General features: G+C 39.8%; 23 protein-coding genes and 1 pseudogene. 11 read left to right on the forward strand and 13 right to left on the reverse strand.

Annotated elements, in window-relative coordinates:
* Nucleotides 1-13 precede the first annotated feature (13 nt).
* Together CH76_RS08660 and CH76_RS08665 are read right to left on the reverse strand one after the other, a co-directional pair.
* On the reverse strand, nt 14-1,144 hold the full coding sequence (locus tag CH76_RS08660; RefSeq protein ID WP_036145122.1) for a bifunctional cystathionine gamma-lyase/homocysteine desulfhydrase: 1,131 nt from the start codon (nt 1,142-1,144) through the stop codon (nt 14-16).
* Nucleotides 1,137-2,057 (reverse strand): PLP-dependent cysteine synthase family protein, encoded by a 921-nt coding sequence (locus tag CH76_RS08665; RefSeq protein WP_036145123.1) that lies wholly within the window; start codon nt 2,055-2,057, stop codon nt 1,137-1,139. The genes CH76_RS08660 and CH76_RS08665 overlap by 8 nt, the downstream gene beginning before the upstream one ends.
* Before the next feature lie 158 nt (nt 2,058-2,215).
* On the opposite strand from CH76_RS08665, the gene CH76_RS13920 reads away from it, so the two are divergent.
* A complete protein-coding gene (locus tag CH76_RS13920; RefSeq protein WP_161769884.1) occupies nt 2,216-2,359 on the forward strand; it encodes a hypothetical protein in 144 nt (47 codons plus the stop codon).
* Here CH76_RS13920 and CH76_RS08670 read toward each other — a convergent pair.
* The 6 genes from CH76_RS08670 to CH76_RS08695 all read right to left on the reverse strand — a co-directional run bounded on the left by CH76_RS08670 (nt 2,356) and on the right by CH76_RS08695 (nt 12,303).
* Nucleotides 2,356-4,533 (reverse strand): DNA topoisomerase III, encoded by a 2,178-nt coding sequence (locus CH76_RS08670; protein WP_036145124.1) that lies wholly within the window; start codon nt 4,531-4,533, stop codon nt 2,356-2,358. The two genes, CH76_RS13920 and CH76_RS08670, sit on opposite strands and share 4 nt — an antisense overlap.
* Complete coding sequence (locus CH76_RS08675; protein ID WP_036145125.1) at nt 4,526-5,266, reverse strand: hypothetical protein; 741 nt, start codon at nt 5,264-5,266, stop codon at nt 4,526-4,528. Before CH76_RS08675 ends, CH76_RS08670 begins: the two co-directional genes overlap by 8 nt.
* Complete coding sequence (locus CH76_RS08680; protein ID WP_051910296.1) at nt 5,266-8,967, reverse strand: AAA domain-containing protein; 3,702 nt, start codon at nt 8,965-8,967, stop codon at nt 5,266-5,268. The genes CH76_RS08675 and CH76_RS08680 overlap by 1 nt, the downstream gene beginning before the upstream one ends.
* Before the next feature lie 92 nt (nt 8,968-9,059).
* The gene (locus tag CH76_RS08685) at nt 9,060-9,611 is read right to left on the reverse strand and encodes an NADPH-dependent FMN reductase (RefSeq protein WP_036145127.1); all 552 of its coding nucleotides are present in this window, start codon (nt 9,609-9,611) and stop codon (nt 9,060-9,062) included.
* Between the two features lie 81 nt (nt 9,612-9,692).
* Nucleotides 9,693-11,540 (reverse strand): sodium:proton antiporter, encoded by a 1,848-nt coding sequence (locus CH76_RS08690; protein WP_036145128.1) that lies wholly within the window; start codon nt 11,538-11,540, stop codon nt 9,693-9,695.
* 46 nt (nt 11,541-11,586) lie between these two features.
* Nucleotides 11,587-12,303: an NAD(P)H-binding protein gene (locus CH76_RS08695; RefSeq protein ID WP_036145154.1), complete on the reverse strand. Its 717-nt coding sequence runs from the start codon at nt 12,301-12,303 to the stop codon at nt 11,587-11,589.
* Nucleotides 12,304-12,451: 148 nt separating this feature from the next.
* Here CH76_RS08695 and CH76_RS08700 point away from each other — a divergent pair, with 148 nt between their 5' ends.
* From CH76_RS08700 to CH76_RS08715, 4 genes and pseudogenes are all read left to right on the forward strand, one after another.
* Nucleotides 12,452-12,637, forward strand: coding sequence for an SE1832 family protein (locus CH76_RS08700; RefSeq protein WP_036145129.1), 186 nt, complete (start codon nt 12,452-12,454; stop codon nt 12,635-12,637).
* An 18-nt stretch (nt 12,638-12,655) separates the two neighbouring features.
* Nucleotides 12,656-14,217: pseudogene (locus CH76_RS08705) on the forward strand (ABC-F family ATP-binding cassette domain-containing protein).
* A gap of 243 nt (nt 14,218-14,460) precedes the next feature.
* On the forward strand, nt 14,461-14,865 hold the full coding sequence (gene spx, locus CH76_RS08710; protein WP_036145130.1) for a transcriptional regulator Spx: 405 nt from the start codon (nt 14,461-14,463) through the stop codon (nt 14,863-14,865).
* Between the two features lie 19 nt (nt 14,866-14,884).
* Nucleotides 14,885-15,310, forward strand: coding sequence for a MarR family winged helix-turn-helix transcriptional regulator (locus CH76_RS08715; RefSeq protein ID WP_036145155.1), 426 nt, complete (start codon nt 14,885-14,887; stop codon nt 15,308-15,310).
* 20 nt (nt 15,311-15,330) lie between these two features.
* Here CH76_RS08715 and CH76_RS08720 read toward each other — a convergent pair whose 3' ends face one another.
* Nucleotides 15,331-15,822, reverse strand: a complete 492-nt coding sequence (locus CH76_RS08720) for a GNAT family N-acetyltransferase (protein ID WP_036145131.1) — start codon at nt 15,820-15,822, stop codon at nt 15,331-15,333.
* 54 nt (nt 15,823-15,876) lie between these two features.
* Complete coding sequence (locus tag CH76_RS08725) at nt 15,877-16,425, reverse strand: RNA polymerase sigma factor (RefSeq protein ID WP_036145132.1); 549 nt, start codon at nt 16,423-16,425, stop codon at nt 15,877-15,879.
* A 169-nt stretch (nt 16,426-16,594) separates the two neighbouring features.
* On the opposite strand from CH76_RS08725, the gene CH76_RS08730 reads away from it, so the two are divergent.
* On the forward strand, nt 16,595-17,989 hold the full coding sequence (locus CH76_RS08730) for a dipeptidase (protein WP_036145133.1): 1,395 nt from the start codon (nt 16,595-16,597) through the stop codon (nt 17,987-17,989).
* Nucleotides 17,990-18,042: 53 nt separating this feature from the next.
* Nucleotides 18,043-18,612, forward strand: a complete 570-nt coding sequence (locus CH76_RS08735; protein ID WP_152553318.1) for a hypothetical protein — start codon at nt 18,043-18,045, stop codon at nt 18,610-18,612.
* A 64-nt stretch (nt 18,613-18,676) separates the two neighbouring features.
* On the opposite strand, the gene CH76_RS08740 is transcribed toward CH76_RS08735, so the two are convergent.
* A complete protein-coding gene (locus tag CH76_RS08740; protein ID WP_036145135.1) occupies nt 18,677-19,240 on the reverse strand; it encodes a nitroreductase in 564 nt (187 codons plus the stop codon).
* A 104-nt stretch (nt 19,241-19,344) separates the two neighbouring features.
* Between CH76_RS08740 and CH76_RS08745 the strand changes: the two genes are divergently transcribed.
* Genes CH76_RS08745 through CH76_RS08760 form a run of 4 tightly spaced genes read left to right on the forward strand, consistent with a single transcriptional unit; the run spans nt 19,345 to nt 23,719 of the window.
* A complete protein-coding gene (locus tag CH76_RS08745; protein WP_036145136.1) occupies nt 19,345-20,823 on the forward strand; it encodes a hypothetical protein in 1,479 nt (492 codons plus the stop codon).
* 16 nt (nt 20,824-20,839) lie between these two features.
* Nucleotides 20,840-22,027: an ABC transporter permease gene (locus CH76_RS08750; protein WP_036145137.1), complete on the forward strand. Its 1,188-nt coding sequence runs from the start codon at nt 20,840-20,842 to the stop codon at nt 22,025-22,027.
* Entirely contained in the window at nt 22,024-23,070 is a 1,047-nt protein-coding gene (locus tag CH76_RS08755) for an ABC transporter permease (RefSeq protein WP_036145138.1), read from the forward strand. Before CH76_RS08750 ends, CH76_RS08755 begins: the two co-directional genes overlap by 4 nt.
* A complete protein-coding gene (locus CH76_RS08760; protein ID WP_036145139.1) occupies nt 23,063-23,719 on the forward strand; it encodes an ABC transporter ATP-binding protein in 657 nt (218 codons plus the stop codon). The genes CH76_RS08755 and CH76_RS08760 overlap by 8 nt, the downstream gene beginning before the upstream one ends.
* Nucleotides 23,720-23,754: 35 nt before the next feature.
* Here CH76_RS08760 and CH76_RS08765 read toward each other — a convergent pair whose 3' ends face one another.
* The gene (locus CH76_RS08765; RefSeq protein ID WP_036145140.1) at nt 23,755-24,471 is read right to left on the reverse strand and encodes a glycerophosphodiester phosphodiesterase; all 717 of its coding nucleotides are present in this window, start codon (nt 24,469-24,471) and stop codon (nt 23,755-23,757) included.
* Nucleotides 24,472-24,493: 22 nt separating this feature from the next.
* Nucleotides 24,494-25,360 (reverse strand): GNAT family N-acetyltransferase, encoded by an 867-nt coding sequence (locus CH76_RS08770; protein WP_036145141.1) that lies wholly within the window; start codon nt 25,358-25,360, stop codon nt 24,494-24,496.
* Between the last annotated feature and the right edge of the window lie 5 nt (nt 25,361-25,365).

Here is a 25,365-nt window from a genome sequence, read left to right on the forward strand (position 1 = left end):
TCCCAGCCTCTTTTTATTGTAATGCCTGTGTTAAGTCTTCAATTAAGTCTTCAATATCCTCAAGTCCTACGGATATACGAATAAGCCCATCCTCAATGCCTAACGCCAAACGACGTTCACGCGGAATAGAAGCATGCGTCATTTTTGCTGGCAAAGAAATCAAACTTTCGACTGCGCCTAAGCTCTCTGCTAAAGTAAAGAATTTTGTACGTTGCAATAATGCTAGCGCTTGTTCTTCTGTCGCAACCGTAAAAGAAATAATACCGCCAAAACCACTCGCTTGAGCCTCATGAATAGTATGACCTTTATGCGAGCTCAAACCTGGGTAATACACCTTCTCTACTTTAGGATGTGCTACCAAAAATGCGGCTAACTTATTGGCGTTATGCTCGATTTCTTCCATACGTACGCCTAATGTTTTCATGCCACGAATTAAAAGCCAACTATCATGTGGGCTTAGGACAGCACCAGCCCCGTTTTGAATAAAATGTAGTTGCTCTGCCAACTGCTCATCTTTAACAGCTACTAAACCTGCTACTACATCACTATGTCCACCTAAATATTTTGTTGCACTATGCACTACAATATCAGCACCCAGTACTAAAGGATTTTGCCAGTAAGGCGTACTAAACGTATTATCCACAATTAGCGTTAAATTATGTTGTTGCGCAAGTTGTGCGACTGCACGTATATCCGTCACCTTTAATAAAGGATTGGTTGGCGTTTCGATAAAAATTGCCTTTGTTGCAGAGGTAATTGCAGCTTCAATTGCCGCATGGTCTGCTGTATCTACAAAGCTTACACTAATATTATTTTTTGCTAAAATCTTTGTCATTAAGCGATATGTACCACCGTACACATCATCTGTAATAAGTAAATGGTCGCCCGCTTCAAACAATTGCATTACCGCATGGATTGCGGCCATACCAGAAGCAAAAGCAAAGCCATGTGTACCTTGTTCAATTGCTGCAATAAAGCTCTCTACACCTTCTCGTGTAGGGTTGCCCGTACGTCCATACTCATACGTAAAATCTCCTACACTTTTTTGTTTAAATGTACTTGCCTGAAAAATTGGTAAAGATACGGCACCTGTTTGTGCATCTGTTGTAATACCACCATGAATTAACGCTGTTTTTTTACGCATTGCTTTGACCCCCAAATATATTTTTTGTTAAGTAACGATCACTGCTGTCCGGAAAAATTGTCACAATTGTTAATGGCCCTGTTGTCTGTTCGGCAATTTGCAAACAGGCATCTAGCGCCGCACCTGAAGAACTACCAACAAGTAACCCTTCCTGTGAAGCCAATTGTTTCACACGCAAAAAGGCTGCATCATCCGAAATTGTATATACCTCATCAAATAAATCAGTAGTAAAAAATGGTGGAAATAATTCCATACCAATGCCCTCTGTACGGTGTGGCCCTGCTAAACCACCATTAATAATTGAGCCCTCTGGCTCTACAATAGCGGTTTTAATATGCGAGAATTGCTCTTTTAAATAGCGTGAAGTCCCCATAAATGTACCTGCTGTTCCTGCACCTGCTACAAAGTAATCAAGCGCATCTAGCTCATTGCTAATCTCTGGTCCGAGCGTGTGGTAATACGTAGCTGGATTCCATTCATTCGCAAACTGATTAGGAAAATAACTATCCTCAAGTTGTTGGTGAAGTGCTTGCGCCTTAGCAATAGCTCCCTTCATTCCCTGTGCTTTAGGTGTTAGTACAATTTCTGCACCCAATGCGGCTGCAGTTACTTGTTTTTCTACACTAAAGCCATCAGGCACAACAACCATAACGTTAACACCAAAATAAATGCCTGCGAGAGCTAAGCCAATTGCTGTATTACCTGCAGTAGGCTCAATAACTGTACCGCCCTGCTGTAATTTACCGCTTGCTAAAGCTTGCTCAATAATATGAAAACCTAAACGATCTTTAATGCTACCGCCTAAATTTAAAAACTCTAGCTTAGCGTAAATTTTAACGTTTTCACGCGGTGCTATTTTTTTTAGCTCGTATAAAGGTGTATTACCAACGAGCGCTCGCATATCACTAACCATCCATCACAGCTCCCTTTATTAAACCAACTAAATAAGTTGGGATATGTATTGTTCATCATATTAGCACAGCTTGAAAAACAAAACAACACTAATCCTAGTTGACAACTAAGGTATTTAAATTTATGCTCGTTACATTACAGTAAATGGAGGCGGATAGCATGCGAAAAATTTATACCTTACAAAAAACAGCACCGCCCAAATTGCTTTGGCGCAGTGCTGTCCCGATTTTATTTTTAATTATTTGGTTTTGGCTATCTACTTGGTTGCCTGTGCCATCACCCACAATTTTTACGTTACATTAATCAAATTTCAAGCCTTTAAGTGCATTCGCTAAGGCATCATTTACTGGCTCTTCATCTTGCTGTTTCATAAATTTTTGTACTTCATGCTTACTAACTTTACCCTTATTATTTTGCTGGCGACGCTTTTGGAATGACGACATTTTTTCACGATAGCCACAGCGACATGTAAAGATTTGACCATCTCCCTCACCACGTAGCTCTAATTTCTTTTTACACTCAGGGCAACGTGCATTCGTTGTGCGCGATACATTTTTACGATGTCCACATTCTCGGTCTTGGCACACTAACATCTTACCGCGCTTACCATTTACCTCAAGCATTGGCTTACCGCAATCTGGGCATGATTTAGTCGAAATATTATCATGCTTAAACTTCGTGTCATCCGCTTTAATCTCACGCACAATTTCCTTCGTATATTGTTTCATTTCCGCAATAAAATCAGCCTTTTTCAATTTACCTTGGGCAATTTGCTCAAGTTTTAACTCCCACTCACCTGTAAGCTCAGGTGAACGTAATCCTTCAGGGACTAAATCTAATAATTGTTTACCCTTTGACGTTACATAAATTTCTTTTCCTCCGCGTTTTTCGATAAGGAAAGAGTTAAAGAGCTTTTCGATAATATCAGCACGGGTAGCTACTGTACCTAAACCACCAGTTGATTTTAATGTAGCAGCTAACTGTTTATCACTCGCTTGTAAGTAGCGCGTTGGGTTTTCCATAGCTGATAGTAATGTAGCTTCATTAAAGCGTGCTGGTGCTTTAGTTTGTCCTGTTGTTTCATGCACTACCGTTACATCTAACTTATCGCCCTTCGCAAGCTTTGGTAGTAACTGCTCTTTTACATCACTATCGTCTTCCTCTGCATGATTGTATACCTCTTTAAAACCTTGCACTGTTACGGTTTTACCACGCGCAATAAAATTTTCATCCGCAATGGCTGCATGGATAGTTAATTGCTCATACTCATGTGGTGGATATAGCACGGCTAAAAAGCGCTTTACTACTAAATCATAAATTTTGCGCTCCTTATCATTAAATGCTGATTGGTTAACATACTCCTCTGTTGGAATGATGGCATGGTGGTCACTCACCTTACTATCATCTACAAAAGATTTATTGGCTTTAATCGGTTTGGTTAATACTTTATTAGCTAATGTACGATATTCGCCAACACCACATGATTTAATACGTTCTGGTAATGTTGCTACAATATCACTTGATAAATAGCGTGAGTCTGTACGTGGGTAAGTTAATACCTTATGCTGCTCATAAAGCTTTTGCATGATGTTTAATGTTTCTTTCGCAGAGTAACCGAAAATTTTATTTGCATCACGTTGTAGTTCTGTTAAATCGTATAAGCCAGGTGCGTAGGCTTTCTTTTGTTTGATATCGAGCTGTGTAATAACCGCTTGTTGGTTGTTAATTTTTTTCATTACTGCTTCTGTTTTTGCACGATCAAATGTTTTCGTGTCCTTTGTTTGGCTATCTTGCCATGTTAACTTAACTGTTGGTGTTTTAGCTTCGATACCATAAAAGGTTTTTGGTTTAAACGTCATAATCTCTTGCTCACGAGCTGCGATAATGGCAACCGTTGGTGTTTGTACACGCCCTGCTGATAGTTGCGCATTATGTTTTGTTGTTAAAGCGCGCGTAGCGTTAAGCCCTACATACCAATCAGCCTCAGAGCGTGCTACAGCTGCATCATATAAATTTTCGTAGGCTTTGCCTGGTTTTAGACTAGCAAAGCCTTGCTTAATTGCCTTATCCGTTACAGACGAAATCCACAAACGCTTTGTTGGCTTGTTGACGCGTGCTTTATCAATAATCCAACGCGCTACTAGCTCACCTTCACGCCCTGCATCTGTTGCGATAATAATTTCATTAACATCTTTGCGTACAAGCTGTGATTTTACAGCATTGTATTGTTTAGTTGTTTGACGAATAACCGTCGTTTTCAGGTCATTAGGCAACATTGGTAAGTCTTCTAGATTCCATGTTTTATACTTTTGATCATAAGCCTCTGGGTCAGCAAGTGTTACTAGGTGACCAAGCGCCCACGTCACAATATATTCATTGCCCTCTAAATAACCGTTACCTTTTTTCGAACAATTTAGCACACGCGCAATATCACGTGCTACTGAGGGTTTTTCTGCAATTACTACTTTTTTAGCCATGGTTTAGCTCCTCTTTAGTGGTATATTTTTCGCGCCATATTAAGCGCTGCTGTTGATTTAATTTCGCCTCTACTTGCGCGTCCCACTGTGCATCTAGCACATGCCAAACGCGTGCATAGTAGCTGTCTTCCTCTTTATTATAAAGCACAAAATACAAGCAAGGCACATCATATACTTGCTGATGACTCACCTGCTCAATTGTGGTGACAAGTTGCGCTGTTGACTGCGTAAGTTGGGCACAGTAAATCTCGTCTTCAATATTAATCGTTTCAGGGACGTCCTCAAGTGGCTCTGGCAAATATACATTAGTCTCAATGTCTTCTAAACTACTCGCTACAAAAGCTTCGTGCAATGTACTATAGAGCAAGGTATCTATTGTTGTTTCGAGCTGTTGCTCAAAAATCCCAAGTGCTAGTTGTTGCTCGCCTTTTTCTGTTAGGTGATAACTCGTATCCTGTGTCAGCATGCGCTCACGCATAAGTGCTTGTAAAATATCCGTAATGAATAAAATTTCGACATGTAGCAACTCACTAATTTGTGTCGGGCTTTTAATTGGCATTTTTTTGATAACGAGTAAAATCATTTTCATTAGTACATCCATAGGCGCTCGTGAAATTGGCGTGTACTGTACCTCAATTGCTTGTACAGGCACACTAAAGTCACCACGCTCTACAATCTGAACATGTAAATCCTGTAATAGCTCGCGTGCTAAACGCTCTTTTAATTGCTCCATTACATCACTCCTACTGCCTCTACTTGTTGAAGCCCTCCCGCCTGCTGAACGGTTTGTTTTAAAGTTTGGTACATACTGCGTGTAGGTGCTTGGCGTGCTTTATTAGCAAACATATCACTACTCCCCACGAGCACTAATAGCTGACGCGCACGTGATAAAGCAACATTTAAGCGGCGATAGTCCTTAGCAAAACCAACGTCGCCCCCTTTTTGTGCATTACGCACCATACTAACGACGACAATATCCATCTCCATACCTTGAAACTTATCTACCGTTCCTGTACGAATAAGTAGATGAGGTAGGTTAAGCTCCTGCGTTACTAAACGTGTTAAGCGCTTCACTTGCTCACCGTAAAAACTAATCACACCTACGCTTTTTTGCGACGCTTGAGGTAGCAAGCCAGCTTGTTTAGCTGTTGCAACCGCTTCGTTTGTTTCTCGTAGTAAATTAGCAATTGTAGTTAGCTCTCCTTCATTAAAACGACTTGTACCGTTTGGCATCCGTTGCTCCTCAAACTCGCTTGTAGTGGGCGTATCTAACCACACTAAATGATTAGCTCGCGTAAAATAAGAGGTTTGTAAGTAGTGATCGCGTAGCGCATCCGAATCACCTAACCCACACTGCAAACCGCCTGCTTCGTCAGCATAAAACGGTGCAATACTTTGCATTATTTGCTCATGCATACGGTACTGAATGGCAAGCATTTGTTTATTGGCAGCTGGCAATTGTTTAAATAAGCGCTCAAATAGCGACTCTTTTAATAATTGTGCTAGCTCTTGCTTACCTTCAAAAGTAGGGTTGTTTTGTAAAATTTGCGCCATTGTTTCCTCAAGTGTATCGTCACCAAGTAATGGTGGTAGTTGATGGTGGTCTCCCACTAAAATAATTTGCTTACCTTTTAACATTGGTAATAATAACTCAGGCGGTGTAGCCTTCGATACTTCATCAATAATTACTGTATCAAATGTGTCAAAGCTATTGGTAAACTCTGCACGCGCCGAAGCTACACAAGTTGTGCCTACTACATTTGCATGGCGTACATACATCTCTCGTATTTTACTAACATCCTCATCCGTTGCCTCTGCTAATAAGCCTGTCCAAGTTTGACGTAATTCATCAATAAGGGGCTGTTGGCGTTGCTGTTCTTCTAACACTTCACACTGCGCTACAATTTGCTGTAATGCTTCTTGCAGCTCTTTTTTCGTGTGTTCTGGTGTTGTTTGTTGAAGCTGTTTTAATGCCTTAGCCTGACGTTGAAGTTCGCTACCTTCTTTATTTTTTTCGCGGCTCAGCTCGGTTTGCTCTGTAATTGCCGCTTCGACTTGTTGCTGTTGTTGTTCAATTTGCTTTATAAGTTTTTGCACATCAACTAATTGCTGCTCAAGGCGTTGTAATTGAATTAATTGAAGCTCAACATCGAGTTGTGCTTGTGCTACTTGTTGCAATTGGTTATTTAGTGTTGCTATTGAGGCTGTAGGTGCAGTTATAGTAAAAGCTTGTAGCTGCTCTGTTAATGCTTGCTGTTGCTGACTATGATTCGTTGCCGTTTGACGAATAAAATCATTCATAAAACGCTCTTGGCGTAGCACATTTGGTAGCAATGAACGTAGGTAAGGTAACTCCTGCGTTAATGTTTGCTCACTCACCGCAAGCTGTTGGCACTTGCGATGCACATACATACTCATCACCATAAAGGCTTGTAACCATGTTAGAAGCTCCTGCTCTTGCCACTGTGCTAAAGGCACTAGAGCGATTTTATCCTGTAAACTATGCAAGCCTTGCTGTATTTTAGTCATTGAAAAATGCCCCTGTTTAGCAATAGCTTGTTGCTTACACATTGCATACTGTTCTTCTGTTAGATGGGTGGCTAACTCACTAATGATTTGCTTTAGCTCAACTTGTAGTTGCTGATGCTTAGTTAACTGCCCGTAGCTTCGTAGTGTATCACCAAGCCCTCTAGGAAAATGTCGAACTGAAAGCCCATAATGTTTAAAGTAGCGTGCTACACGCTCAGCCGTTGTTAACGTAGCAATAAAGCGTTCGGCATCGTCGTAATGCGCTTGGTCATATACTTTTTGTGAATGCGTCACGGTAAGTTGTTGTGCTACGTGTTGGTAGGCAAGCTCAGTTTTATACGTTTGTTGTTGCTTGGCATAGCGTGCCATACGCTCAGTTAACTCCGCTACTGTTGGCTCACGCTGTTGTTGTTCAAAAAGCTGTTCAAGCTGATTTAACTGTGCAATCAGTTGTTCATTTAGCGCTTGCTGTTGTTTAAGAAGCGCTTGTTTCTTTTCGTCAGCCTCATCAATTTGCGCCTTACACGCTAGCATTTGTTCGCGTAGCTTAGGTAGTGCTTGCTCTGCTTCGTTTTTTTGTACAATGTCTGCTTCTGATTGTATTATCGCTTGTTGCAATTGTTGCTGCTCTGTTTGAAGTGCTGTGATTTTTGCCGCCTGCTCTTGCGCTACAGTAGGTTGCTGTACAATATCTGCTTGTACTGCTGCGAGCGTTTGCTCCAACCAGTAATAGCCAACATTATCCTCAATAAAAGGACGCCCCTCCTCCTCAATACTCTCTGTACGTCCAAAACGTAAAATACGCGTATCCACGTCTTTTAATAAACGGCCAAGTGCATTATCTACAGCTAAGTTAGACTGCGAAGCAATGAGGGTACGTTTACCTGCTCGGACATTTTGCAAACAAATTTCGGAGATAACTGTTGTCTTACCTGTACCTGGTGGGCCTTGTATAGTAAAAATGTCTGAAGCCGCAAGTGCACCTCTTACTGCATCTTGCTGGTACTCATTTAGCGTGTTGTGAAAGGTAATAGGTGCTAGCTCCTGCGGGGGCTCAAGTGTTGGTTTTTTATCAAATAAAATTTGCTCAAGGTTAGGGTTTACCGCTAAACCATTAGCTAACGCTTTAAAACCGCCACGCAAACGTTGTAATTGAATAAGCGTAGCGCGATTACTAAAAGTCACAAGTTTATCACTATGTAGTAACTCACGTTTACGTGCCGCACGCTGGGCTTTGCCACGCAACTCAACAGTAATCGTTTTATCCTGCTTGTTGATCTTGCTTACACTGCCTGCTTCAGCATGCCCTGTAAAAGATACACCGTAGTTTTCGATTTGTTGTAGCTGTTTGCTAGTTAACGAAAGTTGTAATGTGAGCTTAGTAAAACTGTCATTAAAATAGGCATTGCGATAACTTGCTTCAATATCATTTTGTGTTTCCTTGCTCTCCTGAATTTGTAAATAGCCTTCCCAACCAGCAATACGTTTTTGTACATAAGCTGAGCGCTCTTTAGCAATCGGCAAGTTTGCAATCTTTGTTCGAAATGGCTTAGCAAAAATCCCTTTACGGAATGTTTCTGTAATAAATTTAATGTCGAGTGATAGACGGTAGTTGGTTGCGAGGTGCTGATGGTAGCGTTGTTGCTCAAGCTGATAGTTAACTACTACAAAGCCATCCTCTTTACATAAACAATGCATAACAATGACATCGCCTTGTAATGCTTTATTTTCTGTGGGGCTAATAATTAATTTAACCTTTAGCTCATCTACTTCTTGTGCCGCTTCACGCTCAATATGAACATGATAAAAGGATTGCTTATTAAATAACTGCTCGGCCTTTTCGTAATGCGCCTCCATCTTTGCTCGCGCTGTTTTTGTTAAAATCAAACTACATTCTTGTCGCACACACTCACTCCCTCCGATTTACACATATCCTCTCATTTTAGCACAAAAAAATGCCGCAGCGTATTTGTAGCTCACGCTGCGGCATAGTAGATTTATTCGTCGATTGCTTCTTTACATAGTGTGTCGCTCATCGCACAATATTGCACGAAAACGCGCGCTAGTTCACGTAGGCGATCTTGTACGCCTTCATCAATAATCTTATTATCCGCATTAAAATGCGTTGTATGTGTGTACACGTAGTTAGGTGTCACTAATGCACGGAAATAATCTAAAATTGGTTTTAGCTGGTTTTCCACCACAAGGTGATGCTGGTATGTGCCACCGTTTGCGACAATCGAAACTGGCTTATAGCGCATTGTTTTAGGGTGTAACATATCAAACGCATTTTTTAACACACCAGGGATAGAGGCTTGGAAGATTGGCGTTGCAATAATATAAGCATCCGCTTCCTCAAATTTTGCTACCATCGCCTTCATCGAATCATTTAACGGTGTGCCATCAACAATTTGGTGCTCATACTCACTAAAGTACATAATTTCTAATTCAAAGTTTGGCGCAAGGTCTTGAATGTACTCTTCAATTTGTTGTAAAATCGCGCCTGTTTTACGGCCTAATACTGTGCCGTCAACAAGTAAAATCTTCATGTCCTAATACCCTCCACTTAGTTAATAATGTTATTCCATTGTAGCAAAACATCCTTGACCTGCGTAATAATTCGGATAAATTCAGTCTTTTGACGTAGCTTGCTTACGTCGTTCTTGCTCTAATCGCTCTTGTACGCGTGCTTCTTTAACTGCAGGTGATACCAAGCTTACAATGGTTGCGCCTGACTCAACATTACGTACTTTACCATTAACAAAGAAGGAAATATCCCCTTCCTCACGCACAACAAATAATGGAATACTATCAGGTGCTTTCGAACGCATAAACTGATTATACGTATACTTATCTGTAATTGATGTGCGACGCATAACAAAGCCTTGCTCTAATAAATCATTTAATTTATGAATGTCCTGTGTTGGTTCAAATAACATTTTACCACCAAGAGACTTACGGTAATTTTGCGGGTCATTCATATGCATCGTTGTTTGGTACAAGTTTTCACGACCTAAATCGGGTACAAAACTTGCACAAATCAATGCATTATAGGAATCATCTGTCGTTGCAGCAATCATTTTTTCGTATGGTGATAAATCCACGCTATACTCCGTTTGTTCAGATAATACATCCCCCGCTAAACTTGGTATACCCGTTCGACGAGCATCGCGTAAATCTTGCCAGTTGCGATCCATAATTAAAACTGGCTTATTTAACTCTTGGAGCTCTTGTGCAAGTGCGGCTGCAAATGGTGAGCCACCAATAATTAATACGCCCGACTCTTTCGTGGCTGTTAAACCAAGTTTATCTGCCAACCAGCTAATTGAAAACCCATGCGCAAGTACAGTAGCAAACACTAAGGCTAGTGTTAAAGCGGTTAATACTTGCCCATCCTCATAGCCTGCATCCACTAACACTGTTGCAAAGTAACCAGAAACTGTTAAAGCTACGATACCACGCGGCGCAATCCAACCTAGCAGGATTTTTTCGTTTAAGGGTACACCTGTATTAATTGTCGCAATAAAGATAGACAGTGGGCGCACGATAAACATCATCGCTAATACAAACAGCAACATACGAATATCTAAAATACTTTTTAACGTATCAAGCGATAATGAGGCAGTTAACATTACAAAGACGCTTGAAATTAATAGTACCGAAACATTTTCTTTAAAGTGACGCATATCGCGAATTGAGCTTAAATGCATATTAGCCATAATCATACCCATAGCTGTAACAGCAAGTAACCCTGTTTCGTGCATAACTGCATCGCTAATACCAAAAGCTACGAGTACAAAGGCAAATACGACAGGTGATTTTAAATACTCTGGTACAAAACCACGCTCAAGTAAAATCCCTAGACCAAAACCAATACCTAGCCCTAGCACAACAGCAAATAAGGCTGCTGCAAAGAACTCCAGTAATGCTACACCTGTTGTTTGTGCATCAATAAAAAGCACAACATTGAAGGCAAATAATGCAAGCAATGCACCAAATGGGTCAACAACAATCCCTTCCCATTTTAAAATGGAAGCAGGGCGCTCTTTTAATTTTGCTTGACGTAAGAGCGGTAAAATAACCGTTGGCCCCGTTACAATAAACAAGCCCCCAATAACAAAGGCTACCTGTAGTGACAGCCCTGCAACATAATGCGCCGCAAGTGAACCCGCAATCCAAGCTACAAAGGCTCCGATTGTCGAGATTCTAAAAATCGGTTTACGAAATCCTTTAATCTCCCTAAAGTCGAGACTTAAACTACCTTCGAATAAAATAATCGCTACAGCTAATGAGATGAGCGGATTAAAAATAGCCCCGAAACTTTGCGATGGATCAATTAAGCCTAAAAACGGACCAACAAGTAACCCCGCAAACGACATAATAACAATGGCTGGGATATTAAAGCGCCATGCTAGCCATTGCGATAAAATCCCTAAAAATACAATGAGTGTGATTTGAAATAATAAAGAATCTAACATAAACTTTTCACTTCCTTTCTTCTTTTCTTACCTTTTTCGTTATGTTTTACTCGCGTTCTTTCCAATTAAATATAATTTCTTCTTCTTGCTCATGCACTGCTGGCGGCTGTAATTGCTGTAGCTGATGAGATTGATAGATGGCTACCTTTTGTTTTTTTTCGTATAAAGCAATACAGAGCATAGCCTGCGCTACTTGCCGAGCTTCAATAGATTTAAAACGTTTAAGCGGGCCTACTAACACAGGTCGTAAAAGTGCAAGCATTACTGCTCCAACGCGCTCACCAAAACGAAACTCCTCACGCGCACCTGTTAATAACGAAGGACGCACAATGGACAGCTGTGGCAAATCAAGCTCAATCAAATCACGCTCTAACATACCTTTTACCCTACTATAATAAACAAAAGATTTTGCATTAGCATTCATTGCGGTAATTACAATAAAATGCGGTATGCCCTTTTTCTTTGCGAGTGATGCGATGTGTAAAGGGTACGAAAAATCCACCTTTTCAAAAGCCTGGCGTGAGCCTGCCTTTTTAATTGTTGTACCCAAACAGCAATACACCTCGTGGGCAAAATCAATATCGCGCTCCTCTAAACGATCAAAATCACGTACCTTAACCATTAATTTATCGTGGGTAAAATCTATTTTTTTGCGCACAATGACTGTGACAGACACATACTCATCACACGCACATAATTGCTTTACTAACTCGCTCCCTACAAGCCCCGTTGCACCCACAACAATCGCCGAACGTAACTTCATGCTCGTCACCCCTTCTTTCTATCTTTATCTTTACATAGCTAAGCTACTATTTCACTATATAGTTTCGGCATATCGCGTTTGATTTTCCAATTTCCACATGCTATATTTCAAAACAGGTTACACTTTTATCATAGGAAGGAAGTTACGTATGCAAACGAAAAGTCAAATTCAATATCAAATTACTGAGCTTAAAATGGATTACATGAATTTACAGGGTGATATCGAAAAACTAGAGTCAACAGGACATAACGATATGGTTACAAAAGCAGAACAGCGTCTTTCAGATATGGAAGCTCGCCTAGCGGAGCTAAACAAACAGCTTGCGGCACTTTAAAGAGAAGAGGAACGTTTCATGGCAATTTTAACAGTTGAAAAACTTGGTCACTCATTTGGTGACCGTACATTATTTAAAGATGTATCATTTCGTTTAGTTGAAGGCGACCATATTGGGCTTGTGGGTGCAAATGGTGTCGGTAAATCAACTTTAATGAGCATTATTACAGGGCAAGCCATTCACGATACAGGCAAAGTAGAATGGCTACCTAATACACACTACGGCTATTTAGATCAACACACCGTACTCGAAGCAGGTCGCACTATGCGAGAAGTACTTCGTGACGCCTTCCTTCCTTTATACAAAAAAGAAGAAGAGCTAAATGAAATTACGAATCAAATGGCTGATGCTACACCAGAAGAACTCGAAAAATTATTAGAAGATATGGCAGAAATTCAAGACGCATTAGACGCAGGCGATTTTTATACATTAGATATGAAAATCGAAGAAATTGCGCGCGCCTTGGCTTAGATGCTATTGGGCTTGAACGTGATGTAGCTGCATTATCAGGTGGTCAGCGCACTAAGGTATTACTTGCTAAACTACTTTTAGAAAAACCAAAGGTACTACTACTTGATGAGCCAACCAACTATTTAGACGAAGAACATATTTCGTGGCTAGCTAACTATTTAAAAAACTATCCACATGCCTTCTTATTAATCTCACATGATACAGAGTTTATGAATGGTGTAGTTGATGTCATCTTCCACTTAGAGTTTTCAAAACTAACACGCTACACAGCAACCTATGAAAAATTTACTGAGCTAGCTGAGATTAATAAACGTCAACATATTGATGCTTACGAAAAACAACGCGACTTTATTAAAAAGCAAGAAGACTTCATTGCCAAAAACAAAGCGCGTTACTCTACAACTGGTCGCGCCAAATCACGTCAAAAACAATTGGACCGCATGGAGCTAATTGATCGACCAGAAACAGCAATGAAACCTGAGTTTGAGTTTAAACAATCACGCTCATCAGGACGTTTCGTTGTAGAAGCAAAAGATTTAGTTATTGGCTACGATAAGCCGCTACTGCCACCGTTAACATTTGAAATTGAACGCGGCGAAAAAATCGCATTAGTTGGGATGAATGGTGTGGGTAAATCCACACTACTTAAAACCATGATGGGTAAAATCAAGCCCCTTAACGGCTCAGTAGCACGCGGTGATTTTTTATTCCCTGCCTATTTTGAACAGGAAGTAAAAGCACCACACATTACACCAATTGACGATGTTTGGGGTGCCTTCCCTAGCATGACGCAAAACGAAGTACGCGGTGCACTTGCACACGCCGGCTTAAAAAATGAGCATATCTCACGTGCCATGAACCAACTATCTGGTGGCGAACAAGCCAAGGTACGTTTATGTAAGTTAACAATGGAAGAAAGCAACTGGTTAATCTTTGATGAGCCAACCAATCACTTAGATGTTGATGCTAAGGCAGCATTAAAAGAAGCAATGAAAAATTATAAGGGCACAATCGTACTCGTTAGCCACGAACCTGAGTTTTACGAGGGTTTAGCAACGAAAGTATGGGACGTGCAAGATTGGTTTACAAATGGTAAGCAAACTTTATAACTGAGTAGCTAGGCGTATCCTTTAAAGGTGCGCCTAGCTTTTTTTCTTACAGCATTGTAAGCCATTTTTTAGAAACATTTTGTCTGCAAATGCGTATATATTAGTGAAAAGTGGGAATAGATAAGTAGTACAAGCAATTGAAATTCCCCATTGACTTATAAGTAGTTTAGTGGTAAGATATATGTATAGTATAAATAAGCTACTAACAAAGTTAAAATCTAAAACAAATAGGAGGAATGAAGAATGACAGTAACTATATATTCTCAAGCGAGCTGTTCTTCATCCAGAAAAGCATTAAAATGGTTAAAAGAAAACGAAATTCCTTTTAAAGAAAAACGTATTACATCACAGCCTCTTACTTTAGCTGAATTTAAAGAAATCTTAAGTATGACTGAAGATGGTACAGATGAAATTATCGCAACTAACTCAAATGACTATAAAAATTTAAATTTAGATATCGAGCAACTTTCAATCCAAGAACTATATGATGTAATCCAAGAGCATCCGCGCATGCTACGTAGCCCAATCCTAATTGATGAAAAACGCATTCAAGTCGGCTACAATGAAATGGACATCCGTCGTTTCATTCCGCGTAAAGTACGTGCATTTGAGCTACATGCTATGCAACGTTTAGCGCAAGAGAGTTAAGTAGTTGGAGCTGATTGTAGTGGATAAACAACAACGTGAAACGGTTTCCTCATTATTTGCCATTGCTGCTTCACTAGAGCGTAAATGGACAAATGATTGGAATACGCACAATACGTTAGGGTTTTCAAAAACCCATATTTTATTATTAGAGTTTCTTGCCATTGAAGGACCTAAGCGCCCTTCAGCAATCGCAGAACACCTTCAAGTTACATCTGGTGGTGTTACTGTGTTGACAACTAAGCTATTAAAATCTGGCTTCATTGAAAAAACACAGCAAACAACTGACCGTCGTGCTTCGCAAATTGCGATTACTGACAAAGGTAAAGAGTTACTCGACCAATCACAGCAACAAATTGAGGCATTAGTAAGTAATATGTTTGGTATGCTTTCTCATGAAGAGCTTGCAACACTACAAACAATCTTTACAAAATGTTTAACCAAATAAAAGCTACAATAATCCGCAGATTATTGTAGCTTTTTTGTGTACAGCGCAACTTGCTGTCCTTCTTCTTCAAATGTCGCTTGGTAAGCAAAGGCTAACTTTTCTACTAATTTAATTGAGCCTTCATTATGAGGCGCAATTTTAGCATGAACTTCTGTGTAATGATGATGTGTGGCCTCTGTTAATAATGCTCGTACAATTTCTGTACCAAAACCACGACGCCAATAGTGCTCCGCTAAATCATAGCCAATCTCCACTACTCCACTTGCCCCGTTCATATCATTAAAACCTGCTGAGCCAATGATTTCATTTTCAAGTAGTACGCTATAACGTAGCGCATACGGTGCATCATTGATTACACGAATCATAGCAAGCGCTTGAGCAGATGTAGTAAACGGCTCAATATTCATATATTTTGCAACACGTGGATTAGCCCAAATTTGATATAAACTTTGTGCGTCATCATCGTGCATTTTGCGTAAACGTAAACGCTCGGTTTGTAAAACATCTTTCATGATTATCATCCCCCAATAAAAAAAGTAGCCTACATGAATGTAAGCTACCATTTATTATACAGGCATGACAACCTCTGCTGCCACATTGTCTGCCATTAGCATTTCTTTTAAACGTGCTTTTGCGCGGAATAAACGTGATTTTACCGTACCAATCGAAACCTTCATAACAGTTGAAATTTCAATTAGCGAATACTGCTCAATATAGAAATACCATAGTGTTTTTTCATAAATGGCATCAAGTTGCTTCATTTTAGTTTGTACTAAAGTACGAATCATATCTTTCTCGACCTTTTCTTCTGTTAACTCCTCGCCACTTGGCACTAAGTCTAACATCGAAAAATCCTCTGTATCTTGTTGTATTGTAACGTGTTTGCTACGACGCATTTTTTTGCGGTAACGATCACGGAATGTATTCATACAAATGGTTGTTAACCATGCTTTTTCATGTTCAACATTTTTTAGGCTTTCCTCGTAGCGTACTACTTTCACCCAAACTTCTTGCATTAAATCTTCTGCCTCTGCCGTATTACGTGTTAATTTTAGGCATAGGTGATAAATGTAGCGATTGTACTCCTCATAAATTGCTGTTACTTGTTCATTCATCTGTAACGCCCCCGTTCGTTTTCTTTGTTACTCTCATTCTCGCAAAAACGAACCTTACGCTCTATCGTATTGGCTTTCAATTACATTACAATGCTGTAAGGTTAGGGGATATGATTTGTCATGTTATACTTATTTTATAAGACGCAACTAAGGAAAAGAGGTTTCATTCATGGCAAATTTACAACAGCTTGATGCTTACTTTGCTGAGCATCGCGCACAACATTTACAAGAAGTGCAAGATTTTTTACGCATCCCAAGCATTAGCTCATTATCTGAGCATAAGGCTGATATGACAACCGCAGCAGATTTTTTAGCAAAAGCACTTACTGCAATCCAAATGGATAATGTTGCTGTATTACCAACAAAGGGACACCCTGTCGTATATGGTGACTGGCTACATGCTAAAGACAAACCAACTGTATTATTTTACGGACATTATGATGTGCAGCCCGTAGATCCACTCAATTTATGGGATAGCGCACCGTTTGAACCTACCATTCGTGACAATAAATTATTTGCACGTGGCGCAAGTGATGATAAGGGACAAGTTTATATGCACCTTAAAACAATTGAGGCATTATTTGCGATTGATGGTGAGCTACCTGTAAATATTAAATTTTTAATTGAGGGCGAAGAAGAAATCGGTAGCCCAAGCTTAACTGCTTTTATTGAAGAAAATAAAGACAAGCTTGCTTCAGATTTAATTGTTATTTCAGATACAGGATTATATGCACCTGGTAAACCAGCAATTTGCTACGGGCTTCGTGGTTTAACAGGCGTGCAAATTGATGTACGCGGGGCTAAGGGTGACCTTCACTCTGGTCTTTATGGTGGTGGCGTACAAAATGCCATCCATGCTTTAACCGAGATTTTAGCATCCTTCCGTGATGAGCATGGCACAATTCAAGTAGAAGGTTTTTACGATAATGTTTTACCATTAACTGAAGAAGAACGCGCTGCTTATGCGGCACTTAACTTTAATGAAAATGATATTAAGGAAGAAGTTGGCGTAACTGAATTATTTGGTGAGGCAGGCTACTCTTACCTAGAACAAACATGGGCACGCCCAACGCTAGAAGTTAACGGTGTATTTGGGGGCTTTTCTGGTGAAGGCATTAAAACCGTGTTACCAGCTCAAGCAGGCGCAAAAATTTCGTGCCGCCTAGTACCTAACCAAGACCCCGAGGAAATTGTAGCGTTACTTCGTGCACACATTGAAAAACATAAGCCTACGGGCGTGGACATTACAATCTCAGAGTTTGATAAGGGCAAACCTTACCTTACACCGTTTGATCACCCTGTTATTCAAGCAGCTAGTGCATCTTACGAAAAAGTGTATCAAGTGCCAACAGCGTTTACACGTGGAGGTGGCTCAATTCCGATTGTAGCGTCCTTCGATGAAATTTTACAGGTACCTGTTGTTTTAATGGGCTTTGGTCTTTCAAGCGAAAACTTCCATGCACCTAACGAGCACTTCCATCTCGAAAACTTTGATAAGGGGCTTCGTGTCATTGGTGATTACTATACTTCACTAAGTAATTTTAAGCCTGCTGACTTAAAATAATGCGTGTTGTCAGTTGGTTACTTTTTATCTTAAGTGCAATACCAGTTGGTCTAATGGCAGTCGAGAGCTATATTAGCAACGATATGCTTAAAAATAATCTCGAAGATGTAACAGCGATGGCGCTCAATTGGCAAGGTCAAAGTTTTAGTATCGAAGAACAACTTGATGCCGATATTTATCTTGATAATTGGCAAAATAAAATTCAAAAAGGCACACTGCAACTCAAACATAATGGCGAAGTTTTTCAAGAAGTTGAACTTCCTGTTCGGATTGATAATGCTACAAGTGATCGCTATTATGGTTTACTTGCTTTTGTAAGTAATGAAGATGCCCTACACGTACTAATTAATAAAACACTCGATGAGCCTTTGGAAGAAAAAACAATTGTACAAGTTACAACCTTTACAAAAGATGGCGATCAAACAACGCACGTGATAGATAAAGAACGCACGTTTAAAGATAAGTATTTATTACACGTCGCTGGTATTAGCTACGAAGGCTACGTCACTACGCTCAATTACCGCTGGCCTTCGATATTTTTCCCTATACTTTATCCATTCGGCACACTTGTGCTTAGTCTAATTTTACTTATTTTTATTTATACAAAAAGAAGAATTGCCTAATTTACAGGCAATTCTTCTTTTTTTGAAACTTCTCGTCTAGTTTACCGTAAACTATACAGAGATGTTATTCACCAAATAATGTTGTGATGTCTGCTACTGGCTTGCGTTCACGCGCTACAGGTAGCTCATCCCAATGACCAAACTGAAGCATGCACATAACGCGCTCACCTGAAGCTGCACCAATAGCTTCTCGAAATTTAGGGTTATCTAAAAATATAGGTGTCTTCCAGCAAGTACCAATACCCTTGTCTAACGCAAGAAGTTGCGCGTTTTGTACCATAGCACTAGCAGCCGCAAAATCTTCAAGACGTTGTTTTTGACGCATATCTTCGGGCGTAATTACAAATACAACACCACCAGCTAACGTAAACTTTTGCATATGTGTTGTAACTTCTTGTTCAGTGAGCTGTGCCCAGTTAGGTAATGTAATATCACGCAGTAGTGTTACCACTTTTTGATAACGCTCACCACCCGCTACAACAAAACGCCATGGGTTACGCATACCATGGTTGGGTGCCCATACTGCATCTTCAAGCACTTCCATAATTGCTTGTTCTTCAACTGCTTGACCGTTCATTTTTTTTATTGAACGACGATTTTTTATTGCTTCTCGTACGGTTAAAGCCATCTTTATCCTACTCCTTTATTATGTACTATATGTAGTATAACTGATTGGCGAAACACAATACGAGACTTATGCTTTACCTTAAACTTTAACTTGGAGGCGATACTATGAGTAAAAAAGGGATTATTGGCATTATTATTGCGGCAGTCGTTTTAATCGGCGGTGGCGCAGCATTTGCCCTACTAAATAAATCTCCTAAGCAAGCTTACATGCTTGCAGAAAAAGAAAACGCTGAAAACTGGCAATCACTGTTTGAAGCACGTTACGACAAAGAACTAGACTGGTATAACAAAACACAAACTGAGAAATCAGAAAGTGATGCAACAATTAGCTTTAAAGTACCTGAAAACACAAACGACGAATTTGGTATGCTAGCGATGCTTAACTCATTTACACTAGCATTAAATTCACAAAATGATTTAAAAGAAGGACTTAGCAATAATAAAATTGATATTAGTATGATGGGCAATGCAATGGGCAGTATTTTAGTTGGCTTAAACAAGCACGAACTAACAGTAGGTAGCTCATTAACAGATACGATGAAAATTGATGACAAAAAACTTTCTGAGTACCTAGCTACACAAGGTATGGAAGATGCAGATATTGATTTCACTGAAGTATTTTCACCAGAAGGCGTTAAACAACAACAAGAAGACGCTGAATATTTAGCTAAGCATTACTTTGAAGTATTCTTCAAAAGCTTAGATGATAAAAACTTCACAACAAAAAAAGGCGATGTTGAGGTTTATGGCTCAAAAGTCAAAGCTGAAAATATTGTCATGACATTAGACGAAGCACAAATCCGTAAAACAGCAAAAGCATTATTAGATGAAGTAGCAAAAGATGAAAAAACAAAAACAATCATTGAGCGCAACATCAAATCTCAAAGCTTTGGCATGGAAGGCGTAGAGCAACCTTCAATCGAAGACATCTATGCTGAAATCGATAAAGCTCGTGAAGATATTGAGTCAGCAGAGCTACCTGATGAAGTAAAATCAAGCATTTGGGTAAATAACAAAGTTATCGTAAGCCGCGACTTCGCGATTACAGATAAAGATGATACATTTACAATTAAAGGTATGCGCGATGCTAAAAAAGATAACGCTAACTTTAAATATGTATTTACAGCACCAACAGGTGAAGAAGCAACATTACTAGGTGAACTAGTATTTGACGGTAAAAAAGTGAACGATATGATTGAATTCACTGTAGACCAAGCAACAGTTACTTACACAGCTAATGAAGATGTAACAGATAAAAACCGCATTTTTGAACGTAAAATCACAGCTACTGATAAATCTGGTGAGCTTGGCTTACCTGCAACAAACGGTGCTATCGCTTGGGAAGGCGAAACAAGCTACGAAAAAGATGCATTTGACGGTGTCCATAATTTTGTTGTTTCAACAGACGATAATGAATTAGGTCGTATGGTAATTGACTCAAAAACAAAATTAGTGAAAAAAGTAGAGCCTATGAAAACAGAAGGCACTGTAGTTGATTTATCAACTAAAACACCAGAAGAAATTGATGCTTACCTTGAAGAAGTAATGGGCAATTTATTTGGCTCACTTTTAGGCGGTATGTAAGAGAAGGTGACGTTTTATGTTACTATTTATTAACAACAACCTAAAGCAGTTGAAGCGGCAATGGCTATCCTTGCCGCTTCTTCTGCTTTTTCCGTTTTTATTAGTCGGTATCATCGCACTTCTACTGTTTATTGCTTTGACACCTAGCGCCAAAGCGCCTGTCACTATTGGTATTGTGGATGAAAACCAATCCGAAGAAACGAAACTACTAACCAATTTATTAGTGGATGCTCCTGTCATTGCTGAGCACATTTCTATGAAGCTCGTTACACGTGAGCAAGCTGAAGAACAACTGACAAATGAGATCATTCGCAGTTATATTATCTTCCCCACTAATTTTACACAAACGCTATATGAAGGCGAGCCTGCCACGCTTACTATCATTGCTAACCCTGCATATAAACAGGATGCTGCTCTTGTAAAACAAGTCAGCGACACAATTGCTAGCTATATGAATTATGCGCAGGCGAATTTATCCATGATTAATGATACGGCACATACGATGCACATGGCAGATGATGCACGTCGCTCACTAATCCAACGTGAATTTACAGCTTACTTTATGTTGCTGTTTAGCCGTGAGCAATTTATTTCAACTACAACGATAGAAAATATTGCTACAGCCAAACCACTCTATTATTACGCCACAAGTATTGTATTTATTACAGCATTACTTTGGCTATTGCTACTTAATCAAAGGCTTGTTAACGAAACACCTAACAGCCTACAAACTCGCATGCGTATGTTTGGCGTTGGCATTACTAAACCACTACTTGCACGACTACTCGTCGCAACGAGCTTGGCTGTAGTGCTGAGCTTTGGTAGTAGCATACTAGCTAAACTAAACAGTGATTTATACTGGCTGCCTATTGATTATGTTCGTGTTTTATTAGTATTAACACTTACACTTTTTATTTATGCGAGTCATCTTGCCATCTTAGAGCTAGTGCTACCATCAACTAAACTTACATTATTAGCACAAGTAGCATATACACTACTTATAATTGCGATGAGCGGTGCATTATTGCCAAGTAGTTACTTGCCGTTTACACTGCCATTTTTTACTACCGAAGCTTTTACACAGCTTGTAGCACTTATTTTATATGAGCGACTGTATACAAATTACCTCCCTCTTCTACTTACACTTGGTATTAGCCTTGCTGTTTGTAGCGTATTATTGTACAGAAGGGAGCGAGCAGCATGAGCATTCGATTAAAAAAACAATGGCCTCGTCTGATGCTAGCACTACTTTTACCTATTTTACTAACATATATGGTACTTGCGCTCTTGCCAAAAGCAGAGCTACGCATCCCTGTTGCTTTAGTTATGGAAGAACAAACAGCCTTAGCTAATATGCTCGTTACTACATTACAAGAAAGCCCTGTACTTAGCTTACAGCTTGTTACTAAAAAACAAGCATTGCAACAAGTAGAAACCCATGAAGTTGATAGTGTATTTATTATTAATGAGGGGTTTGAAGCGACTATTTTAGCTAATGAACGTCGCACTATTGTCGAAGGTTACCGCTCCAATATGTCATTAATGTATGAAGTAGCGAGTGAGCTTGTAAGCTCTCGCACCCTGCAACTTATTGGGCAATATCATACCGTAGCAACCATTCAACAAATGACAAAAGATGCACCTGATGCTACTACAATTATTGCAGGCAGTAATGCTTACTTTAAAGAACACCCTATTTTATCAACCGCAATTCATTACACAGATGCTAGCGCTCCCGTAGCGCCCGACGAACATCGACATGCCTTAATAATTTGGGCACTTTTTACATCTCTAGCGACCTTTATGCAAAGTGAATGGTTACGCAAAGAGTTAACACCTACGCTAAAGTTACGCTTACCCTTTAGCAAGTTATCCGTTACCCGCTATATTTTAACGTTAGCACTAAGCTATACACTGTTCTTTTTATTAGTAGATGGTATAGCTTTATTACTATTTGCTACGTTTTCGGCTAAAACTGTACTAGCGTTAATAGCATTTAGGTTAACGCTTGTAACAATAGGCTATACCTTTGCGCTCTTAAGTAAATCTGCACTTGGCTTGTATCAACTTAGTTTGCTATGTATGAGTTTGTTATTTTTCACAAGTGGGCTATTGCTTGCTGTACCTGATAGTGTACGTTACTTACACCCACTCGTTGCACTTGATACAACTAGCGTTAGCGTATGGCTTATACTTGCACCTGCTTGGTTTTTATTGTTATTACGAAAGGAGGTACGCTATGTTTGAAGCTACTAACATTACAAAACACTACAAACAAAAATGTGTGCTCGATAATGTTTCATTAACACTAACAGATGGCGAAATTGTTGGGTTGGTTGGCAAAAACGGTGCAGGAAAATCTACACTTCTGCATATTTTAGCTACTCTCTTACAACCTGATAGTGGTGTAGTAAGCTTAGATGGCCAAACAACTAAGGCTACATTGCGTAAGCATATTGGCTTTGTCCCTCAGCAATTGGCACTGTGGGACGATTTATCTGTAAAAGAAAATATGCAATTTTTTGAACGTCTAAGCTGGCAACAACACGATACAGCGCAACTCCGTAGTATTTGCGAGAGCATGGCACTTACTGCATGGGAAGAGCCTGTACACACACTGTCAGGTGGTATGAAACGAAAACTCAACCTAGCTATTGCTCTTATCCAAAAGCCACGCTTGTTATTATTAGATGAGCCTACGGTTGGCATTGATTTAAAATCTAAGCTAGACATTGCTGAGGCACTTAAAATGCTTGCGGCAAAGGGTACAATGATTTTATATATTTCACATGACCTAGATGAACTACGCAATGTGTGTCACCGCATTATTAGCTTAGGCGATGATGATTTTTACTATACGTTATTACAAGGTACAACTACGATAACCAAATTATAAAAGGCGGCAGGACAAATTGTCCTACCGCCTTTTGCTTAAGCAAAAAATGCTGCCATTTCTGCTGGTTGGTCTGTAAAAATACTATCCACACCAAGCAGCGCAAGCTCTTGTGCATAAAGTACATCATTTACTGTATACACACGAACCGTATTATCATGACGTAATGCTTGCGCAATTGAATTACGGAAAGCAGATGGTAACGTAACGTGCATCGCTTGTGCTGGGATACGTTTTGTATACGCCTCAATATCAATTACCACAGCACCAAATAATGCTGCGATTTCAATATCTTTGTCTAATGCATAAACACGCTGTAATGCCTCATGGTCAAATGAAGAAATAATTACGCGTGTCGCCATATGATGCTGTTTTACAATCGCAAGCACTTTTTGCTCTAGCCCTTCATACATAAATACATCTGATTTTAATTCGATATTCACACGCTGTGTTGTAGCCGCAAAAAGTGCCAACACCTCAGTAAGTGTTGGGATTTTTTCGCCCGTAAAACGTTCGTCAAACCATGAACCAAAATCAAACTCACGTAATTGTGCCAGCGTATAATCTTTCACAAATCCTTGACCATTAGAGGTGCGGTCGATTTTTTCGTCATGAATGACTACAACCTCGCCGTCCTTAGTCATATGAACATCTAACTCTACACCTGTAATCGCTAGCTCAGCAGCCTGTTGAAAAGCGGCCATTGTATTTTCGGGATGCGTACTTGACGCACCTCGATGTGCATAAATTTCCATCCAATCACTCCTTTTAATTGCTTTACCCTAATTTACGAACATAGTAATCCGTTTGCTGTGATAATAGGAAGTGATTCTTTTTATAAACACTTAGCGCTTCTTCGTTTTCCATTTCGACTTCAATCATAACTTTAGTGCCGCCCTCATGTAAGGTATAATATTTTGCCCATGCCAACATAGCTGAGGCTACACCTTTACCACGCGCTGTAGCTTTAGTGGCAAGTGCTGTAATCCACTGTACATTACCTTGACGTGTTGTAGTAATTGTACCAACCACCTCATCACCATCATAAGCCACCCATAATTTACAGCCATCTGCTTCGGTACTGTAAGCAATTAGCTCAATTGCTTCCTCTGGTAAATCACCAAAAGCCTCTGCATAAATCGCGGCAATATCTTGTTGTTCATTATAATATTCACGCATCTCATAACTTGGCATAGCTGCGACAGCAGGTGACTCTAAAACTGCTTCTGAAAAACTATAATAATAACCAAGGCGCTGTAAAAAGCGTTGCTCCTTACCTTCGCCCTTTACTACTAATGCAAGTTCGCCTTCGCAGTCGCGCTTAGCTAATCCTTCACGTAATGCTTCAATTACAAAACTACCAATCCCTACAGAGCGGTACATGGGCGCAACAAGCGCCGACCACTCATACGTATTAAAGCCAATAATATCTGCGGCACTTGCAATCGCAACTACCTTATCTGTTGTATCATCATAGGCAATAACAACAAAGCCCTTAACGTCATAACTTGGCATGAGCGCATACTTTACTACTTCCTCATAATGTTTCCCATCCGCCTCGTAGGCTGTTTGTAAAAGCTCGCCTACCTCTTCATACGTTTGTTGATCTAGCGGAAATGATGCTGTAATGATTGATATGTTCATACCTT

This window comes from Lysinibacillus sp. BF-4 (assembly GCF_000743635.1).
Taxonomy (GTDB): Bacteria; Bacillota; Bacilli; order Bacillales_A; family Planococcaceae; genus Metalysinibacillus; species Metalysinibacillus saudimassiliensis.

Excerpts from the sequence above, each read along its gene's own strand:
- CH76_RS08660 (WP_036145122.1), bottom strand. The coding sequence starts at position 1,144 with ATGCGTAAAAAAACAGCGTTAATTCATGGTGGTATTACAACAGATGCA.
- CH76_RS08665 (WP_036145123.1), bottom strand. The coding sequence starts at position 2,057 with ATGGTTAGTGATATGCGAGCGCTCGTTGGTAATACACCTTTATACGAG.
- CH76_RS13920 (WP_161769884.1), top strand. The coding sequence starts at position 2,216 with ATGCGAAAAATTTATACCTTACAAAAAACAGCACCGCCCAAATTGCTT.
- CH76_RS08670 (WP_036145124.1), bottom strand. The coding sequence starts at position 4,533 with ATGGCTAAAAAAGTAGTAATTGCAGAAAAACCCTCAGTAGCACGTGAT.
- CH76_RS08675 (WP_036145125.1), bottom strand. The coding sequence starts at position 5,266 with ATGGAGCAATTAAAAGAGCGTTTAGCACGCGAGCTATTACAGGATTTA.
- CH76_RS08685 (WP_036145127.1), bottom strand. The coding sequence starts at position 9,611 with ATGAAGATTTTACTTGTTGACGGCACAGTATTAGGCCGTAAAACAGGC.
- CH76_RS08690 (WP_036145128.1), bottom strand. The coding sequence starts at position 11,540 with ATGTTAGATTCTTTATTATTTCAAATCACACTCATTGTATTTTTAGGG.
- CH76_RS08695 (WP_036145154.1), bottom strand. The coding sequence starts at position 12,303 with ATGAAGTTACGTTCGGCGATTGTTGTGGGTGCAACGGGGCTTGTAGGG.
- CH76_RS08700 (WP_036145129.1), top strand. The coding sequence starts at position 12,452 with ATGCAAACGAAAAGTCAAATTCAATATCAAATTACTGAGCTTAAAATG.
- spx (WP_036145130.1), top strand. The coding sequence starts at position 14,461 with ATGACAGTAACTATATATTCTCAAGCGAGCTGTTCTTCATCCAGAAAA.
- CH76_RS08720 (WP_036145131.1), bottom strand. The coding sequence starts at position 15,822 with ATGAAAGATGTTTTACAAACCGAGCGTTTACGTTTACGCAAAATGCAC.
- CH76_RS08725 (WP_036145132.1), bottom strand. The coding sequence starts at position 16,425 with ATGAATGAACAAGTAACAGCAATTTATGAGGAGTACAATCGCTACATT.
- CH76_RS08730 (WP_036145133.1), top strand. The coding sequence starts at position 16,595 with ATGGCAAATTTACAACAGCTTGATGCTTACTTTGCTGAGCATCGCGCA.
- CH76_RS08735 (WP_152553318.1), top strand. The coding sequence starts at position 18,043 with ATGGCAGTCGAGAGCTATATTAGCAACGATATGCTTAAAAATAATCTC.
- CH76_RS08740 (WP_036145135.1), bottom strand. The coding sequence starts at position 19,240 with ATGGCTTTAACCGTACGAGAAGCAATAAAAAATCGTCGTTCAATAAAA.
- CH76_RS08745 (WP_036145136.1), top strand. The coding sequence starts at position 19,345 with ATGAGTAAAAAAGGGATTATTGGCATTATTATTGCGGCAGTCGTTTTA.
- CH76_RS08750 (WP_036145137.1), top strand. The coding sequence starts at position 20,840 with ATGTTACTATTTATTAACAACAACCTAAAGCAGTTGAAGCGGCAATGG.
- CH76_RS08755 (WP_036145138.1), top strand. The coding sequence starts at position 22,024 with ATGAGCATTCGATTAAAAAAACAATGGCCTCGTCTGATGCTAGCACTA.
- CH76_RS08760 (WP_036145139.1), top strand. The coding sequence starts at position 23,063 with ATGTTTGAAGCTACTAACATTACAAAACACTACAAACAAAAATGTGTG.
- CH76_RS08765 (WP_036145140.1), bottom strand. The coding sequence starts at position 24,471 with ATGGAAATTTATGCACATCGAGGTGCGTCAAGTACGCATCCCGAAAAT.
- CH76_RS08770 (WP_036145141.1), bottom strand. The coding sequence starts at position 25,360 with ATGAACATATCAATCATTACAGCATCATTTCCGCTAGATCAACAAACG.